The following is a 16,785-nucleotide window of genomic DNA, read 5'->3' as shown; positions in this document are numbered from 1 at the left end:
ACTTTGATCTGCAACTGCAGACTGTATGCCGCTTTCCCGAAACGCCGAACGGCCGCGGGTTTGCTTATCGCCCATAGGAATTAGGAAAGGAGCGGAATCATGACGGAGCTTAACGTAACGTTGGACAATTTGCCTATACTGGAGTGCCTCGGTTCGGAAACGCGCGTCCGGATGATCGAGATGCTTCGCGAACAGCCGATGAACATTAAAGATATGGCCCGCGCGCTCGGTATCTCTTCGGCGATCGTGACGAAGCACGTCCAGAAGCTGGAAGAGTGCGGCATTATTCGGACGGAAAACCTGGCCGGCAAACGGGGCATTCAGAAGCGCTGCACGCTCGCGATCGAGCGAATGACGCTTCTGTTCCGGAACGAAGGCGATGAAGCCTCGTCCAATCCGGACAGGCTGACCGTCTCGATTCCGGTCGGCCAATATACGGCCTTTGACGTGAAGCCGACATGCGGCCTCACCTCGCACGAGAAGCTGATCGGCATGTTGGACGATCCGCGGTATTTTGCCGATACCGAACACGTGAAGGCCGATCACATCTGGTTCGGAAGCGGCTATGTAGAATACCGCATACCGAACTATTTGCTCGCCAGCCAGCGGCTGAAGACGATCCGCATTTCGCTCGAAATTTGTTCCGAAGCGCCTGCTTACCGGGAGGATTGGCCTTCGGACATCACCTTCTCGCTGAACGGCACGCCGGTGCTGACCTGGACCTGCCCCGGCGACTTCGGCGGCAGGCGCGGTCTCTATACGCCTGCATGGTGGCCGCTCTCGTCGACGCAGCACGGGCTATTGAAGACGGTGACGGTGTCCGAGGACGGCTCGTACATCGACGGTGTTCGCATGTCCGACGTGACCGTAACCGATCTCGGCATCGCGCCCCGCAAAGAAATAACGCTGCGCATCGCATCTCCTGCGGACGCCCGCCATCCCGGCGGCGTCAGCCTGTTCGGCCGCCGGTTCGGCAATTACGATCAGGATATCGAGGTGATGCTGGAATACGGCGACTGAGCGTCAGACGCCGTCCGGCAAATACTCGCCGATCAGCGCGAGGCACACGATCGCATTGATTGACCACTGTGACGCCGTATTCGTGGATATCCACGGGATTTCCCACATGGCGCGCACATATTCCCGGCGCGGCACTTCGACGGCAGCCGGAGCATACGGCACCGTCCAATGACCGGATTCTCCAAGCAGCAAGCCCCACGCTTCCTTCGCCAGCGCCCGTTCGCCGCGACGGGCCGCTGCGAACGCCATCATCGACGTTGCCAGCATCGGGATCCCCCAGCTTTCGCCCGTTATTTCCCCGTTCGTGCGCCTTGCCTTCTCTTCGCGCGGAAGCGTATAAAATGCGCCGAACTCCGCCAGCATGTCGGACCATTCGGGGTCGTCCAGCAGACCGGCCAGCTCGATCCACACCTGCGCCCCGCCCATGCAGATCATCAGATGGCGGCCGTCATAATTTTCGTGCCCCATATGGAACAGCTTGCCGCTCTTCGGGTCGTATCCGAACACCGGTCCCGTCAGCAGACGGTACGGCGCCCGCTTCAAACACTCGATGCCTGTTTTTATTTTGTGCAGATAACCGGCATCCTCGTAGCGCTCCCACTGCACGAGCCAATTCGAGCAGAACGCGGCCCAGTCCGGACCGCTGCGCGTATGGGTCGGAAATTCGTCCTTCGGGTAATAGGACCTCATCGGGTCGATGAAGGCAGTGGCGTAGTCGGCGTCCTTGACGCCGTCCATCACGTCCCCGATCCGCTCGTCCGCGGTCAAATAATAGTAGTAACGATGAAGGCCCGCCATCGCAATACGCGCTTCCTTGCAGCCGCAGCCCCAATGCAGCACATTGTGCCGCGAGCCGAGACCGCTGTACTCCCCGATATGGTAGGCGTCCGTCTCGCTCGTATGCCGCGTCATCGCTTCCGCCATCCTAAACGCGTCTTCCCGGCCGGAACGCAGAAACATGTACCAGAGCCAAATATTCGGCGCCAGCTCGGTGTTTTGCCAGGCGCAGCCGCCGACGTCGTAGCGCCACTCGTGGCGGACCGGGTCGTAGCTGTGCATGACGTCGCCGTAATCCCAAAAGCCGTACCATCCCCGGCGGTCGACCTCTTCCATGTAAAAGGCGAGCAGCGCATCCAGCGTCTCCTCGATTCTCGCCTTAGCCGGCGTGTCCCGCGACGGCAAGCTCAGGACGCCGAGCGCTCCGGTATCGCGGTAGCGGGAAGGCTCGGCGATAAGCAGGGAGGGCGCTTCCTTCTCATCGATATAGTCGTCCAGCCGGTCGAGGGAAGGCGTCTCTGCGCAGCACCAAATCGTCAACTCGTTCGTGTTCGCAATGCCGTAAGGGGTGCTCCTGAGCTCATCGCTTCCTTCGTAACACGACCGTACATGCGTCTTCGTATCATAATGGCGCAAATCCATCGCGGCGCCGTCGGGGGACCACAGCCATGCGGTAAGCAGCGCCTCGTTCCCCGCAAGCGCTTCCGCTTCCAGCGAAGCGGGCGCCTTCTGCCAGAAAGCGCGCTTGCCGACGGCAAGACCGCCACTTTCGCCGCCGGCATACAGCAAGCCGCGGGCGCGCCTGCCGGATGCGGCACGAATCCAGGCGCAGCCTTCCTCCGTGCGCTTGGCAATCGTATACGAATCGGCCGTCAACTGCGTCAGCTTGAAGCTGTTCCATACCGGCGAATCCTCCAGCATCCGGATGAAAGGTCGGTCCTCAGCCTCGTCGAATGCGATCGGGCGGCCGGCCGCCTGTTCCCGGTAAAGTGCTTCGTGACGGCCGCGCGTCCGGAATGTCGCCAGTCCCTTGGGCGACTCGGCGAACCAGCCGTCATCGCCGGCGAGGCGTACATGCCGGTTGTAGAGCGGTCCGCGCATCGGAACCGCAAACGACAAGCCGATGCCTTTGATGTAGTCCTGGTGCGGATTGCCGTCATAAACGAACGTGTGAACGAGCCGAATCGAATCGACGCCGGCATAGAAGTACAGCCGGAGGGTAAACGGCAGCCACCGCCGCTCGCCGTCCGCCGACGCGTGACGCCCGGTAACCTTCACAACGGCCCGGACCGGGCCGCTCTGTTCTGCCGCAACATGCTCGACTTCGCCCGCGAACGGCTCCTCGACGGTCGTCCTCCGTCCGCCTGCGGTATGGCGTTCTTCCCGGATGCCAACCAGCCGTCCGCCCGAGCAGACGATGCGGCCTTCTTTCGCGATTTCCCGGATGACCAGCGGTCCGCTGCGGCCGATCCGGCAGCGAATGACGCCGGTATCGACGATCACCTCGCCGGCGTCCTCCGTGACCCTCAGCCTCCCGTCAGCTTCACTGCCGGTCGCCCCGGCAAGCAGCCGCCAACCGGAATCCGCCGCTGCCGGGCCGAATACCGCCGCATGCGCCGTCCACTTCACACTGCCGTCGGGCCAAAAAGCGGTCGGCCAGCTTTGCACCGGCACATCAGTTCCGTCAGAACAGCGGAGCGAAAACAAAGCATCCCGGCGAAGCTCGCCCCGCTTCCACGGCACGCCCCACGTCGTCCCCGCGCGCAGGCGGGGCGTAGCTCCGAGCCATCGAAGCGGTACGCCTATTGTTCCTTCCACCCCGACGCCCACAGCCGTCTCTGTGGCGCGCACAGCCGCCGCTCGACCGGGAACAACTTCGTGCACGGCTTCCCCGACGCCCACAGTTGCCTCCTCCGCTTCGCCTCTGCCCGTCCCACGGACCGATTCGGCAGCCCTTGCTTCGCCGTCGGCCGGCTCGCAGCCCGCAGCTGCCTCTTCCGCCGCGCCTTCGACCGGCGCCTCACACGCAGCGGCTTCGCCCGTTCTCCATGCCGAACCGGCCTCCGCCAGGTCGCTTGGCGGCTTTCGTTCCGGCGCCTTCCGTTCCTCCATCGCTGACTCCTCCTTTATTCGCACCAGCGGATGCGGTGCTTACGCCATTTGCACCGACGAATGCGGATGCTACTGCACCGACGGATGCGGTCCGTATAATATTCGCACCGGCGGCGCGGCACTTCTGCCATTCGCACCGGCGGATGCGGTGCGTATGCTATTCGCACCGTCGTACGCGGTGCACCTGCAAGTCCGAATATTCCGCAATAAGCGGCGCCATCTGACGGAACCCGATACTGCCGCCGCCCCATACCGGCCCGAACGATTCATCATCCGCATAGTGAAAGATCGTCAGCCCGTCAATGGAGAAGCGGATGTCCTTCCCGCATTTGATCAACTGCAGCCGGTACGGCGAATCGCAGTCCGCAACCGAAGGAAGCGGATCCGCCCCCTGGGCGACGAGATGAAAGCCGTAGCTCTTGCGCAGATTGCATGTCCGGAAGCGCCTCTCCGAAGCGTACATACGCCGGAAATACGAGACGTGATAGGCGTCGATGTCTCCGTGATGATACTGCTCGTACGGTCCGCAGCGCGCCGCCAACGCCGGGTCGAGCACATGCTCCCCGCCGCGCCCCCGCGCGGCGAAGAACAGAATCGCAAGCCCCGGTTCCCGAATCGGTCGAAAGCTCCAGCTGATCGCGACGCCGTCCGGGAACGGCTCCGGACACCAGAAGACGATGTTGGCGGTCTGGCCTTCCGACAGCTCGCGCACGCTCTCCAGCCGCATGCGGCCGAGCGGAAACGTCGCCGCCCCGTCCCCTTCCATGACGAACCGCTCCGTATCTCGTTCGGACGCCAACGCGCGTTTTATAGATCAAATCGCCCATCTCAAACGCTATCCCGCCCATGTGCCCTCCATGCCCGCCAAAATCTTCATACCTGAATCCGCCTTTCTAAGCTTGAGTACAGTTACGGTCCCGAAACCGCCGGACACTTCATTGCTTGGCCGCTTCGTACAGCTTATTGATTTCGTCGATATACTCCTGCCCGCCGGATTTCAGCCACAGGTTCTCCGCGTCCAGCAGCCCCTGGTCGTCGATCTGCCCGACAATATACTTGATGCGCGCGTCGGCGACGATATTGTCGAGCTGCTGGCCTTTCTGCGCGTAGACTTCGGAGATGAGCGGCTCGGCCGGGTTGGCGACGACGATCGCCTCGTTCGCCTTCTGCACCTCGTCGACCATCGTATTGATCGCCGTCGGCTCGAGCGTCGGCATCTCCGGACCGATAAACATCAGCATCTGGTTCATCGATTCGAGTTCGCTGACCAGCCCCACGTTGTCGGGCGTCGTCAGCACCTTGATATAATCGCCGTTCATCTCGTAATGCCGCCCCTCGACGCCGTAGCTGAGCAGCGTCTGCATCTCGACGTCGTTCAGTTTGTCGAGGAAGTCCAGCACCCGCTTCAGCTGCTCCTCGTTTTTGACCGCCGATTTGGATACGGCCAGTACGCCGGAATATCCCGAAGTCGGCATGTCGCGCTGCCCTTTCGGCCCGGCCGGCGCCTGATAGACGGCCGTATACGGCTCGTCGCGCTTCCCGTACTTCTCCTGCATCGCGCCGTCCAGCCGCCGCGCGTTGTCCGCCACGTCGACGAACGCACCGGCCTGGCCGTTCACGAACGGATCGTTCCAGACGGCCGAGTCCATGACGGCAAAGTCCTCGTTCACGAGCCCTTCCTCATACAGCTTGCGGAAAATTTCAGCGCTTCCTTGTACTCCGGCGTCATATGGGTCGGGACGAGCCGGCCGTCCGCACCTTCTCCCCATTTATTCGGCGCGCCGAACCATACCTGCATAATGTCCCAAGGGCCCGCATACTTCGTCACGACGATGCCGTACGTATCGTCCTTGCCGTTGCCGTCCGGATCGTCTTCCTTGAACGCCTTCAGGATGTTGTAGAATTCGTCGATCGTCTTCGGCGGCTCGAGCCCGAGCTTCTTCATCCAGTCGGCGTTCAGCGTCACGCCCATCCGGCCGAGCACCCGTCCCCGGTAAATCCCGTACGTTTTCCCGTCGATCGAGGAATTGTTCAGCACGATCGGATTCGCCTGGCTGAGGTTCGGATAGTCTTTCAAATACGGCCCAAGCTCCCAGAACGCGCCGTTTCGCGCCGCATTGATGAAGCTGGCCGAAGCGCGGTCGGCGACCATAATATGCGGCAGCTGTCCCGAAGCGAGCGTAATGTTCATTTTGTCGGGGTAGGAGCTGTTCGGCACGAATTGCATCGTAATGTTCGTGTTCGTATACGCTTCCAGCGCCTTCAGCACCGGACTGTCTTCGCCCGGAAGCTCCGTATTGAACGCCGGAACCATAATCGTCAGATCGAGCGGCGGCTCCTCCTTGCTCTGTTCCGGCGGCTGCCCGGACGATCCGCCGTTCTGCGCCGCCGGCTCCCCTCCCGGATCATCCGTCTTGCCGCCGGCGCAGGCCGACAGCAGCGACAGCAGCATCGCCGCCGCGAGCAGAAGCGTGGCCAAGTTGCTTCCCCTTTTCCCGTATCCTTTCATCGATTGTCCTCCCTCTTTTCGCTTGATTTTATATAGATCGCCGCTTGACGGCGCATCTAGCCTTTGACATCTAGCCTTTGACCGAACCAAGCAGCACGCCCTTCGCAAAATGCTTCTGCAAGAACGGATAAACGAGCAGAATCGGAACGGTGCCGACCACGATGACCGCCATCTTGATCGATTGCTCCGGAGGCTCGACGAAGTTCGGATCCATTGCGGACATATCGCCGACGGCCAGCTGCGACAGCATAACGATTTCGCGAAGCAGCACCTGCAGGGGCCACATCGTATGGTCGTTTAAATACAGAAGCGCCGAGAAAAAGTTGTTCCAATGGCCAACCGCGTAAAACAGTCCGAACGTGGCGATGACCGGCTTGGACAGCGGCAGGACGATGCGCCACAGTACCCCAATGTCGGTGCAGCCGTCGATGCGGGCCGACTCCTCCAGACCGGCAGGCAGCTGCTGAAAAATTTTTGATAATGATCAGGTTGAACGCGCTGATCGCCCCCGGCAAAATGACCGCCAAATAATTGTCGAGCAGACCGAGCTCCTTCACGACAAGATAGCCGGGAATCATGCCGCCGCTGAACAGCATCGAGAAAATAACGAGATTCAGCACCGCGTTGCGTCCGATCAGGTCTTTGCGCGACAGCGCGTACGCCATCGATAAGGTAAAGGCAAGATTCGTCAGCGTGCCGAATACGGTGATGAAGACGGATATTCCAATGCTGCGAAATAGCGTGGCGGACGAAAAATATAATAGTACGCGCTGAGCGACGGATCGCGGGGAAACAGGAAAAACTTGCGCTCCATCAGCTCGACCTCGGTTGCGAACGAACCGGCGATAATATAGACGAACGGCAGCACGGTAACCGCCGCGAACAGCGCCAGTACCAAATAGTTCAGAACGTCGAACGTTTTCTCGCCCAATGTATCGTATTTGGAAAGCACTCGCCTTCCCCCTTTCCGGTCTAATAAAGCCCTTCCTGCCCGAACCGCTTGGCAAGCCAGTTGCTCCCGTACACGAGGACGATGCCGACAAGCGATTTGAACAGCCCGATCGCGGTGCTGTAGCTGAACGCCCCTTGCGTAATGCCGACGAAATAGACGTACGTATCGAAGACGTCGGCGACGGTGCGGTTCAGCGAATTCGTCATCAGAAAGATTTGCTCGAATCCGTTGTCCAGGAAATTGCCGAGACGCAGAATGAGCAGGATGACGATCGTGCCCGTGATCGCCGGCAGCGTAATGTGCAGAAGCCGCTGGAAACGGCTGGCCCCGTCGACGACGGCCGCTTCGTATTGCTCGACATCGACCGAAGCGAGCGCCGCCAGAAAGATGATCGTTCCCCAACCCGTTTCTTTCCACATGATCTGCAAAATGATGAGCGGCCGAAACCAATCCGGGTCGGACAGCATGTTGATCCGGTGGCCGGTCAGCTGCACGATCAGCTCCTGCAGGACGCCGCCCGTCGTCAGCAGCACGTACGTCATGCTCGCGACGATGACCATCGAAATGAAGTGCGGGATGTAGATGAACGTCTGAACGAGCCGCTTGAAAATGCCGACCCGGATTTCGTTCAGCAGCAGCGCCGCGATAATCGGAGCCGGGAAGAAAAAGACCAGATCGTATACCGCCAGTATGAACGTGTTGCGCAGCAGCCGGAAAAAGTCGGGGTTCGTGAAAAAGGTTTGAAAATGGCCGAGTCCGACCCAGGGGCTGTTCCAGAAACCGAGAAACGGCGAGTAATTTTGAAAGGCGATCAGAACTCCCCACATCGGCAAATATTTGAAGACGAGAAAATATAGCAGACCGGGCAGCAGCAGCAGGTACAACCAGCGGTCCTTCTTCATTCGGCCAACCCAGCTTCTTTTCGTTTTGGCCCCGCGGTTCGCGGACAGCGTCGGCTGCGGATGTGACAAACGATTTCGCTCCTTTCCCGCGAAAATTCGCTTCCTTGCATGAGCCACAAGCCGATTCGGCGCCGTTGCCGTTTCGGTTGCGCACAGTTCTACTATCACCTCTCGCGAAAGCGATTTCAACTTCACATTTTTGCATTTAAAAAGCCTTGCGCCGCAAGGCTTTTCCGGAAGCGATGCACTTTTTTGGCCGGATATCACTTTATTGCGCTACGCCATTTCGCGGAATTTGCCCGGCGGCACGCCGACATGCTTTTTGAAGATACGGTTGAAATAGCCCGGCTGGTAACCGACCTCCTCCGCAATGTCGGTAATTTTTTTGTCGGACTCGCGAAGCAGCGCCTTTGCCTTCCCGATCCGGATATCCGTCAAATAATCGATAAAGTTGACGCCCGTCGTCTGCTTGAACAGCTTGCTCAGCGTATAGGGCGTCGTACCGGCCAGATCGGCGCACGCCTCCAGCGAAATATCCCGCATATAGTGCGCGTGCATATACTCGATTGTCCGCTCGACCATCCGCTTCTGCTGCGCTTTCGCTCTTGCCTCCGCGGCGCGCGCGTACGAGGCGATGACATGCGTCTCGATCCAGCGCACCATCTTTCCGGGTTCGCGCATTCGGAGCAGCTGCTCGAACCAGTCTTCCCCTTCGGTCATGGCTTCGCTTTCGAGACCGGCTTCCAGGATCATATGGCGGATACCGGCGAGCAACTGCAGCATCCCCTGCTTCACATCGTATTCCGTTCCGCGGTGCGACAGCATCTCCTCCAGGAAGGCGCGCACGGCCCGGCCCGCTTCCTGATATCTTCCCATGCGGAGCGATTGGACGATCTCCTGCTCGAGCGCGAACGGATATTTCGCCTTCTCGCCTCCGGGCTGCCGCTCTCCGCTTACGAGGTCGATCAGCTGGTTCTGGTCGCCGAAGATGCGAAAGCCCGAAGCCCGCACCATTTCCGCGAACAGAGCCGGCACATCCTTGACCATGGCGGCCGGCTTGCCGATCGTGACGGTCAACTGCATCCGAAGGATGCGGTTCACGGCGAGCGTCAGCTCTTCGGCCAACGCATGCAGCCGTCCGCCGTTGTCCGGCTCGTCCGGCATCGCCACCAGCAGGCCGATGGACAAATTGTAGAACGGGATGACGCCGAACTGGCCGAACCGCTCCCGCGCCAGCTCCTCCATAATGTTCGCCGCCGTGAAGGAAACGAGGCTTTCGTCTCCCGAGAACCGGTCGGAGACGCTTCCGTAGCCGGTCAGCTGGATATGAAGCATGCAGAACCGGTGGCCTTCGACATGCCAGCCGTAGCGCTGCAGCCGCTCTCTCAGCTCTTCCTCCGAATATCCGTACAGATGCCCTTGCAGAAGCTGCTGCAAAAATCCGGTCCGCAAATAGGGCAGCTGCCGGTTCAACCGTTCCTGAAGCTGACGGCTTTCCCGGGTGATATGCGTCCAGCGCCGCTCCAAATATTGAAACTCGTTAAGCCGCAGCGCCTCCTCGTCCCCCGCTTTCTCCGGCGAGAACAGCTTGATCAGCCGGGCGACCGGGGAATAAATCCGGTTCGAGGCGAACCACGACAGCCCCAGCGCGGCCAGCAGGCCGAGCATGCTTACGTTGATCAGAATCCGGGACGTGACGACGACCGGCGAGACGATCTCGGTCAGCGGCGCGGCGGAGACGAACGTCCACTCCGTCTGAACGCGCTGCATCGTACCGTACGACACCGAATAGGCGACGCCGTCGTCCTCGAACACGAACGTGCCCGTCTTATCTTCCCGCGCGGCGACGGCATCGCGAAGCCGTTCGTTCGTTTCGGTCTCGGGGCTGTCGGACAGCAGCACATGTCCCTCGCTGTCGAGCAGCATCGTAAACCCTTCATGATACGGCGTGAGCGTCCGCATCAGATTCAGCAGCTTTTCCCGCTTGACCGTCAAGAGCAGCGCGCCGAACGGCGCCGTGCTGTCGCCCGGCACCTTGTGCACCAGCATCAACTGGCCGTTCCGGACGTCCCAATAGACCGTTCGCGGATCGGCAAGCCTGCTCTTGTAGGATGAGATCGCCGCTTCGTCGTTCAGCTCGTAGTAGCCCGGACGGAACAGCACCGGCTGATCCGATTCCCGTTCGACATACAATTCCGCGTCTTTGATCAACGGATGAGAGCCCTGCAGCACGACAAGCGTCTTGCCGATGTCCCAGGTCTGCTGGAAATAATAAACGAAATCAAGCTGACGCAGCCCCGGTCCGAATTGATGGTCGAACGCCCAGTGCGCAAGACCGAGCTCCAGATACTGCAGCTGATCGTCGATGTTTCGGGTCCGCTGCATGATCTGCCGCTGATGGAGCTTGCCGAGATGCTCTTCCATCTGGCCGACGGCGAACCCGTAAACGCTGGCCCCGACAATAAGGCCGGGGAGGCTGGCCGTAATCAGGAACAGGATGAGGCTTTTCCGGTAGAAAATCCCTTTGCGCACTCTGCGTTTCCAAACCTGCGACATGCGGCATCACCTCTCTATTGATAACGCTTACACAAACGAGCGTATGCGGTCTTTCGGTGGCACCATTATACCCGGATATGGAACCCCCCTCCAGCGAAAAATCAGACATCTTTCACCACAAAACCGGCGTTTTCGCAAACGGATGGAACTGCATGGCTGTCCGGACCATGCAATAACGAAAAGGGACCTCGCCAACTTTGGCAAAAGCCCCTCCCCTGGCGCCGCGGCCGGTCAGCTTTGCACGCGCGGCCTGGCCGGATCGCAATCCGGCATCGGCACCGCCCCCGATTCGGCCAGCTTGGTCAAATAGTAGCACTCCTCCCGGTACATATGATCGGGAATAAGCGGTACGATGCGGTCCAGCACTTCGTTCCCCAGTTCCATTTCTTCCAGTTCTTTCAGAAAATGCATGAACACCCGCATCTCCAGGTTGACGTCCCGGTGGAATTTGTGAAACGCCGGAAAATCTTTGAGACGGGTCCGCATAAACCCCGCCATTTCGACCGCCTTTAAATAAAAACTTTCGAAATGGCGTTGAAACTCCATACTTCGGCGAATGAAAGCTTGCTCCGTCAGATCGAAATCGCCGGCCAGCGATGCGGCATGGCCGATCGCGTCCTGCAGCCACAGCACATCGTGATGAAGCGGATGAAACTTCGGCACCGGCTTGCCGGCAAGAAGCTCCTGCAAAATGCGGAGATATTCCTCCAGCTCGTTCACCATATGGTTCAGAAACGTAGGCGTAAAACCGAGCACAACTTTGCCTGTCAGCAGCCGCTCCAGCAAATCCAGCTTGAAAGCGCGAAACGCTTCTGTCGTTTCGTTCGCCTTGCGGTTCAGCTGGCTTAACTGGTAGACCGCATCCGGGCGTCCGGCTTCGGCGAGCAGCCCGTCGAAACGCGCGATGAACGCCTGCGCCCGCTCGGCGTCGTTTCTTTCCTTGGGGGACAAAGCATGAAGGATTAGACGGGCGTGATCGCCCATAATTTGCAGCCAGAACCGATGCTCGAACAGCGCGTCGTTCACAGAATCCCTCCTTTATGAATTGGTGGCAGGTAACCCATTTCGGACGGTTGTCAACTGACAGCCTCTGCGCATCAGCGCATCCAGGAGGCGATAATGACGAAGAGAACGAACAGCGCATAGAGCACCATCGAAATGCGCATCACCGTACGTCTGTCCACGATGCAATCCCCTTCCCGGCACTACTCATCATCTGCTCTCTTCAGCCTGTCGAAGCAGCAGTCTCTTCATCCTATGTAGGCCGCAGCCTACACGTGCCTGTATCGCGGGCTCGCCGTATACGAAACGAAGCGGGCAGCCGTCCGGCCGCCCGCTTCGTTTTATTTAATAATTGCTCCAGAACACTTTGCCCGTCTCGTCCCTGTCGTCGTTCCATTCCTGTTTATAGCGCAGCAAACGTTCCCTCAATTGGGACGTCACGTTCTGATAGCCCGGCTTGCCGAACAAATTGTTCGTTTCCTGCGGATCCTCGTACAGATCGAACAGTTGGGTGACACGGACGTCTTTCCAGCGGTATTCGATAAGCTTGTACCTTCTGTCTTTCGTCCCGCGAATGACATCGGCATAGGCGAAATACAAGCTGTCCCGCATTTGCACCTTATCGTCCTTCAAAGCCGGCATCAAGCTTTTTGCTTCCAGCGACGCCGGAATTTGTACGCCGATCAGATCGCATAACGTCGGAAAAATATCAAAATGATACACGTAGGTGTTCCGGATTTCATTTTTGGGAATCCCCGGTCCGGCGAAAATTAACGGAATCCGGATGCTGTGATCGTACGTATTCTGTTTGCCGAACAAGCCGTGCTGTCCCATGGCGATCCCGTGGTCGGACACAAACACGATAATCGTATTTTCGTATTTCCCCTTGCGTTTCAGCGTATCGATCACTTTCCCGAGCTGATGGTCCATATGGCTGATCATGGCGTAATATTCCGCCATATGCTTGCGTACAATTTCCGGCGTTCTGGGATAGGGCGCCAGCACTTCATCGCGGTGATATTGCATGCTGAAATTAAAAGGATGCGCTTCCGCCAGATTGTCGGGCAAATGAATGCTGTCCGGATCGTACATCTCGATAAATTCATCGGGACAGCTTTTCGGATCATGCGGCGCCATAAATGCGAGATACAGGAAAAAAGGGTCCTCGCGGTCGTAGCTTTCCAGCCATTTGACGGCCGTTTCGCCGAACAGTTCGCTGGAATGTTTGCCCGGTACGATGCGATCGCAGTGCAGCCTCGTCACGGCACTCTCATAAAACGGATTGCTGATGAAATTTTTGACGTTATCGTACGCGCCTGTCGGATCGTAATCACAAACCGGCACGTTCCAATGATCCCACATTCCCGAGAAAAAGATATTGCCTCCGTCCTCAAAGCTTCTCGTGAACGATTCCGTTCCGTTGTGCCATTTGCCGACAGCGAACGTCCGATACCCCTCCCGGCGGAGAACTTCGCCCAGCAAAACATGGTCCTTCGGGATCGTTTCGCCATGATCCTCCCAACGGAACAACGTCTTGCCGGTATGAATCATAGCTCTGCTCGGCATGCAGACAGGATGGGTAGACCCGCCGGGCATATGGGCTTGCACGAAAGATGTCCCGTTTCTTACAATCTCGTCAAGATTGGGCGTCTTCACATCCTTGTTGCCCAGTGCCGCTATGGTGTCAAACCGCTGATCGTCCGTAATGACGAACAAAAGGTTCGGTTTTTTATCCATTTTCACATACACCTCTAGTACGTAGGTCTGCTTGCAGCTTTCAGATCGGGGCAGCCATTTCCGGCAATCGGGTCTGAATCAGCCTTTTACTGCGCCCATTGTCATGCCTTTGACGATATGTTTTTGCACAACGAGAGCGAGGAAAAAATCGGTAAAGAAAAGGTCGTGGCTGCCGCGCTCATACTCCCCCAATTGACGCTGTAAGGCTGCGACAGCCGCGAGATGCCTACCGGGAACGTCATGGCATTCGGCGTAGAGGTGAGAATTAATGCAAGCAGGAACTCGTTCCACGCCAGCATAAAGCAAAAATGACGGATGCCGCCAATCCCGGGCCGACAAGGGGCAGGGCGATTCGCCGGAAGGCGCCGAACTTGGAACAGCCGTCGATTTCGGCCGCCTCTCCGAGGCTTCTGGGCAGCTCGTCGAAAAACGCCTTCATCATCCAGATGGTAAACGGCATGTTCATCGCCGTGTAAATCAAAATAAGAGCAAGCTTCGTATCGTATAAACCAAAACTATTTAAAATAAAGAAAAAAGGAATGGCCAGCGCCATCGGATGAATGATCCGAACGACGAGCAACCAGGAAAGCAGGATGACGTCCAGCTTATAAGGCACCTTGAGCCATGACAGCGCATAAGCCCCCATCGTACCGATCGCGATTGAAAATACGGTCGAAACGGTAGCGACAATTACGCTGTTCCTCAAATATTTCGGATAATCCGATCCCCTGGAAAAAATAGTTCTTTATAGTTGTCCAGCGTAGGGCTGAACAAGATTTTATTGGACATGATGGAGATAAAATCTTTCAAAGAGGTCGCGATAATAAACAGGAACGGCATGATCGTTACGATAATGGCGATAACCAGAATCATATAGCGAATCATGTTGATTTTAGCTTTACTTGTCATTGGAATCTCCTGATCTGATCAGTTTGTTCAAGCTCCAGCTTAACAGCGCGCCGATCATGATAAGCACACCGGCAATGAGCGATCCGTAACCGAGCTCCCAATACCGGAAAGTGATCTTGTATGCGAACAGGCTGGCAAGTTCTGTCGCGTCCCCGGGTCCCCCCTGAGTTAAAATGACCACTTTATCGAAAGCTTTCAACGCGTCCAATGCTCTGAACAAAACTGCGACAAACAAGGTAGGTTTCAACATCGGAAGCGTCACATACCAAAACTGCTGCCATGCGGTGGCGCCGTCCACTTCCGCCGATTCGAACGGCTCGCGGGGCAGCGACTCGAGACCCGCAAGCAGGATCAGGTAGACATATGCGGTCCACTGCCAGATATCGCTCAGAATAATCGCCGCCATCGCGGCATTGGCGTCCGAAAGCCATCCGACTGCCGGAAGCCCTATCGCTTTCAGCGTCGTATTGATCAGGCCGAATTCGGGATTGTACAGCAGTCTCCAGATCAAGCCGACGGCCACCGGCGAGATCATCATCGGCAGCAGCAGTACGGCGCGGAGCGGTCCCGACACTTTAAGCCCTTGACTGACCAGCAAGGCCAGCGTCATGCCGAGAACGACTTCGCCGCCAACGCTTCCGGCCATATAGATCAGCGTTTTGAAAACGGAGGAGATGAACACTTGATCCGAAATCAATCATTTCCAATTTTCAAGTCCGGTGAACTGGATCAGGAATCCGATCTCCGTCAGTTCCACCTGACTGAACATTAAGCCGATTAAATTGAATATAGGATAGGCGGTGAAAACGAGAAGGACTAAACTTGCCGGCGCCAGCATCCAAAAAAGAAATGCCCGGTCCGTGCCGAATTTTTTAGAAAGCATCATGTTCCCCCTGTGTAAAACGGCTGCCTTTTATTTCGCGATTTTCGATGCTTCTTCCGCAATTTTGGCGAGCGCTTCTTCGCCGCTTATTTGCCCGATCAGCGCCTTGTTCAGGTAAAGTCCCAAAATATCTTCGAATTGGGGATAAATCGTGACTCCCGGCCGCGATACGGAATATTTAGCCGCTTCTTTCATTGCTTTCAAGTATCGGAGCTCCGGCAGATCCGCGATTTCGGAGTCGTAGACATCGCTTCGGATCGGTACGGCTCCCGCCTTTGCGTACTCAATTTGCACCTCTTTGGAGGTGATCCATTTCATAAAATCAAGCGCTGCCTCCTTGTTGTCGCTTCCTCTCGGAATGCCCATCAGGAAAGGACCGCTTACGCTTGCGGGGTTGCCGCCTTCTCCCGCTGGCGGTACGACATACCCGATCTTGTTTTGCACCACTGAATATTTCGGATTATCCATAAAGGAGTACTGCGCGGCTACGGTAAGTCCCATCGCCACTTTTCCCGTAGTCAGATAGGACATGACGTCCGCCTGCGTGACATCCCCGATATTGGGAGGCCCGTACTTGGTCATCAAATTCAGCCAGGTGTCGACCGCCCGTTTCCCGGCATCGTTATGAATGGTCACCGTCAAATCGCCGCTTGCGGCATCCGCAAACAGGCTGCCGCCATGCGAATACAGGAAGGGCAAAAAGTCGTACGCTACCCGGTTGCCTGTCTGACCGCCCGTAACAAATCCGTATATATTGTTTTTGGGGTCATGCACCTTTTGGGCAATGCTTTCGACTTCCTCCCACGTCTTCGGCGGAGCTACGCCGAGCTCCTCCAGAATATCGGTCCGATAGAACAGCAGCTGCAAATTGCCGTTAATCGGAAGCGTCATTAAAGTGCCGTCCGCGGTCGGATACTGTTTCTCTTTGTTCCATCTCGTAAAATAATCGTACTCCAGAATTTCCGGGTCCGGATTATAATTCGGATCCACTTCGTTAATCGGCGTTATGTAATCGACGGAATACAGCATTGGCAGCCATCCCTGATCCATAAATACGAGGTCGAATTCGCTGTGTTTTACTGCCGATGCCGTAACAAGCTTCTCGTAAAGCCCGTTATACGGGAAAACGTGCAGGTCGATTTTATGGCCTGTTTGTTGCTCATAGACAGGCGCCATCGCTTGGACCGCCGGCAGCCACGGCGAATCGTGCAGCGCGATGGAAATGACCTGACCGTCGGCAGACTTGCCGCTTCCTGCGGACTGGGCGTTTTGGTCTGCGGGCTTGCCCGCGGCATCCGTCGGTTTCGAAAGCGCGCTCCCTCGTTGCCCCGGCACCGCACACGCGGAGAGCAGCATCGCGAAAGCCAGAATAACCGTAACCACAACATTGATTTTCTTCATGAAGACTCCTCCTGTTGCCATTTTG

At 57.5% G+C, this 16,785-nt stretch carries 14 protein-coding genes and 1 pseudogene; 1 reads left to right on the top strand and 14 read right to left on the bottom strand.

Annotated features, from left to right (window positions below; genetic code table 11):
• The first annotated feature begins 99 nt into the window (after window positions 1-99).
• Window positions 100-1,020 carry an ArsR/SmtB family transcription factor gene (locus tag PACILC2_RS01000; RefSeq protein ID WP_213526894.1) on the top strand — a complete coding sequence of 307 codons (921 nt, stop codon included), beginning with the start codon at window positions 100-102 and terminating at the stop codon, window positions 1,018-1,020.
• Between the two features lie 3 nt (window positions 1,021-1,023).
• On the opposite strand, the gene PACILC2_RS00995 is transcribed toward PACILC2_RS01000, so the two are convergent.
• From PACILC2_RS00995 to PACILC2_RS00935, 14 genes and pseudogenes are all read right to left on the bottom strand, one after another.
• Window positions 1,024-3,909, bottom strand: coding sequence for an exo-rhamnogalacturonan lyase family protein (locus PACILC2_RS00995; protein ID WP_244863140.1), 2,886 nt, complete (start codon window positions 3,907-3,909; stop codon window positions 1,024-1,026).
• A gap of 157 nt (window positions 3,910-4,066) precedes the next feature.
• On the bottom strand, window positions 4,067-4,675 hold the full coding sequence (locus PACILC2_RS00990) for a DUF1961 family protein (protein ID WP_213526892.1): 609 nt from the start codon (window positions 4,673-4,675) through the stop codon (window positions 4,067-4,069).
• Between the two features lie 169 nt (window positions 4,676-4,844).
• Window positions 4,845-5,579, bottom strand: a complete 735-nt coding sequence (locus tag PACILC2_RS28305) for a type 2 periplasmic-binding domain-containing protein (RefSeq protein ID WP_307860273.1) — start codon at window positions 5,577-5,579, stop codon at window positions 4,845-4,847.
• Window positions 5,576-6,418 carry an extracellular solute-binding protein gene (locus tag PACILC2_RS28300; RefSeq protein WP_307860272.1) on the bottom strand — a complete coding sequence of 281 codons (843 nt, stop codon included), beginning with the start codon at window positions 6,416-6,418 and terminating at the stop codon, window positions 5,576-5,578. The genes PACILC2_RS28305 and PACILC2_RS28300 overlap by 4 nt, the downstream gene beginning before the upstream one ends.
• A 70-nt stretch (window positions 6,419-6,488) precedes the next feature.
• Window positions 6,489-7,370: pseudogene (locus PACILC2_RS00980) on the bottom strand (carbohydrate ABC transporter permease).
• Between the two features lie 20 nt (window positions 7,371-7,390).
• Entirely contained in the window at window positions 7,391-8,320 is a 930-nt protein-coding gene (locus tag PACILC2_RS00975) for an ABC transporter permease (RefSeq protein WP_244863143.1), read from the bottom strand.
• Between the two features lie 228 nt (window positions 8,321-8,548).
• Window positions 8,549-10,828 carry a helix-turn-helix domain-containing protein gene (locus PACILC2_RS00970; protein WP_213526890.1) on the bottom strand — a complete coding sequence of 760 codons (2,280 nt, stop codon included), beginning with the start codon at window positions 10,826-10,828 and terminating at the stop codon, window positions 8,549-8,551.
• A gap of 231 nt (window positions 10,829-11,059) precedes the next feature.
• A complete protein-coding gene (locus PACILC2_RS00965) occupies window positions 11,060-11,854 on the bottom strand; it encodes a DUF2935 domain-containing protein (protein ID WP_213526888.1) in 795 nt (264 codons plus the stop codon).
• Between the two features lie 321 nt (window positions 11,855-12,175).
• Window positions 12,176-13,567, bottom strand: a complete 1,392-nt coding sequence (locus tag PACILC2_RS00960; protein WP_213526887.1) for a sulfatase family protein — start codon at window positions 13,565-13,567, stop codon at window positions 12,176-12,178.
• 265 nt (window positions 13,568-13,832) lie between these two features.
• Complete coding sequence (locus PACILC2_RS00955) at window positions 13,833-14,273, bottom strand: carbohydrate ABC transporter permease (protein ID WP_213526886.1); 441 nt, start codon at window positions 14,271-14,273, stop codon at window positions 13,833-13,835.
• The gene (locus tag PACILC2_RS00950) at window positions 14,270-14,476 is read right to left on the bottom strand and encodes a hypothetical protein (RefSeq protein ID WP_213526885.1); all 207 of its coding nucleotides are present in this window, start codon (window positions 14,474-14,476) and stop codon (window positions 14,270-14,272) included. Before PACILC2_RS00950 ends, PACILC2_RS00955 begins: the two co-directional genes overlap by 4 nt.
• The gene (locus PACILC2_RS00945; RefSeq protein ID WP_213526884.1) at window positions 14,466-15,173 is read right to left on the bottom strand and encodes a carbohydrate ABC transporter permease; all 708 of its coding nucleotides are present in this window, start codon (window positions 15,171-15,173) and stop codon (window positions 14,466-14,468) included. The genes PACILC2_RS00950 and PACILC2_RS00945 overlap by 11 nt, the downstream gene beginning before the upstream one ends.
• On the bottom strand, window positions 15,174-15,362 hold the full coding sequence (locus PACILC2_RS00940; RefSeq protein ID WP_213526883.1) for a hypothetical protein: 189 nt from the start codon (window positions 15,360-15,362) through the stop codon (window positions 15,174-15,176).
• Between the two features lie 27 nt (window positions 15,363-15,389).
• Window positions 15,390-16,760: an extracellular solute-binding protein gene (locus PACILC2_RS00935; RefSeq protein ID WP_213526881.1), complete on the bottom strand. Its 1,371-nt coding sequence runs from the start codon at window positions 16,758-16,760 to the stop codon at window positions 15,390-15,392.
• Between the last annotated feature and the right edge of the window lie 25 nt (window positions 16,761-16,785).

This window comes from Paenibacillus cisolokensis (assembly GCF_018403665.1).
Taxonomy (GTDB): Bacteria; Bacillota; Bacilli; order Paenibacillales; family Paenibacillaceae; genus Paenibacillus_AH; species Paenibacillus_AH cisolokensis.
This window is presented reverse-complemented; position numbering and strand designations above follow the sequence as displayed.

What these genes read in the sequence shown, in the direction of transcription:
- PACILC2_RS00960 (WP_213526887.1), bottom strand. Translation starts at nt 13,567, where the DNA reads ATGGATAAAAAACCGAACCTTTTGTTCGTCATTACGGACGATCAGCGG.
- PACILC2_RS00995 (WP_244863140.1), bottom strand. Translation starts at nt 3,909, where the DNA reads ATGGAGGAACGGAAGGCGCCGGAACGAAAGCCGCCAAGCGACCTGGCG.
- PACILC2_RS00940 (WP_213526883.1), bottom strand. Translation starts at nt 15,362, where the DNA reads ATGATGCTTTCTAAAAAATTCGGCACGGACCGGGCATTTCTTTTTTGG.
- PACILC2_RS01000 (WP_213526894.1), top strand. Translation starts at nt 100, where the DNA reads ATGACGGAGCTTAACGTAACGTTGGACAATTTGCCTATACTGGAGTGC.
- PACILC2_RS00935 (WP_213526881.1), bottom strand. Translation starts at nt 16,760, where the DNA reads ATGAAGAAAATCAATGTTGTGGTTACGGTTATTCTGGCTTTCGCGATG.
- PACILC2_RS00950 (WP_213526885.1), bottom strand. Translation starts at nt 14,476, where the DNA reads ATGACAAGTAAAGCTAAAATCAACATGATTCGCTATATGATTCTGGTT.
- PACILC2_RS00970 (WP_213526890.1), bottom strand. Translation starts at nt 10,828, where the DNA reads ATGTCGCAGGTTTGGAAACGCAGAGTGCGCAAAGGGATTTTCTACCGG.
- PACILC2_RS28300 (WP_307860272.1), bottom strand. Translation starts at nt 6,418, where the DNA reads ATGAAAGGATACGGGAAAAGGGGAAGCAACTTGGCCACGCTTCTGCTC.
- PACILC2_RS00990 (WP_213526892.1), bottom strand. Translation starts at nt 4,675, where the DNA reads ATGGAAGGGGACGGGGCGGCGACGTTTCCGCTCGGCCGCATGCGGCTG.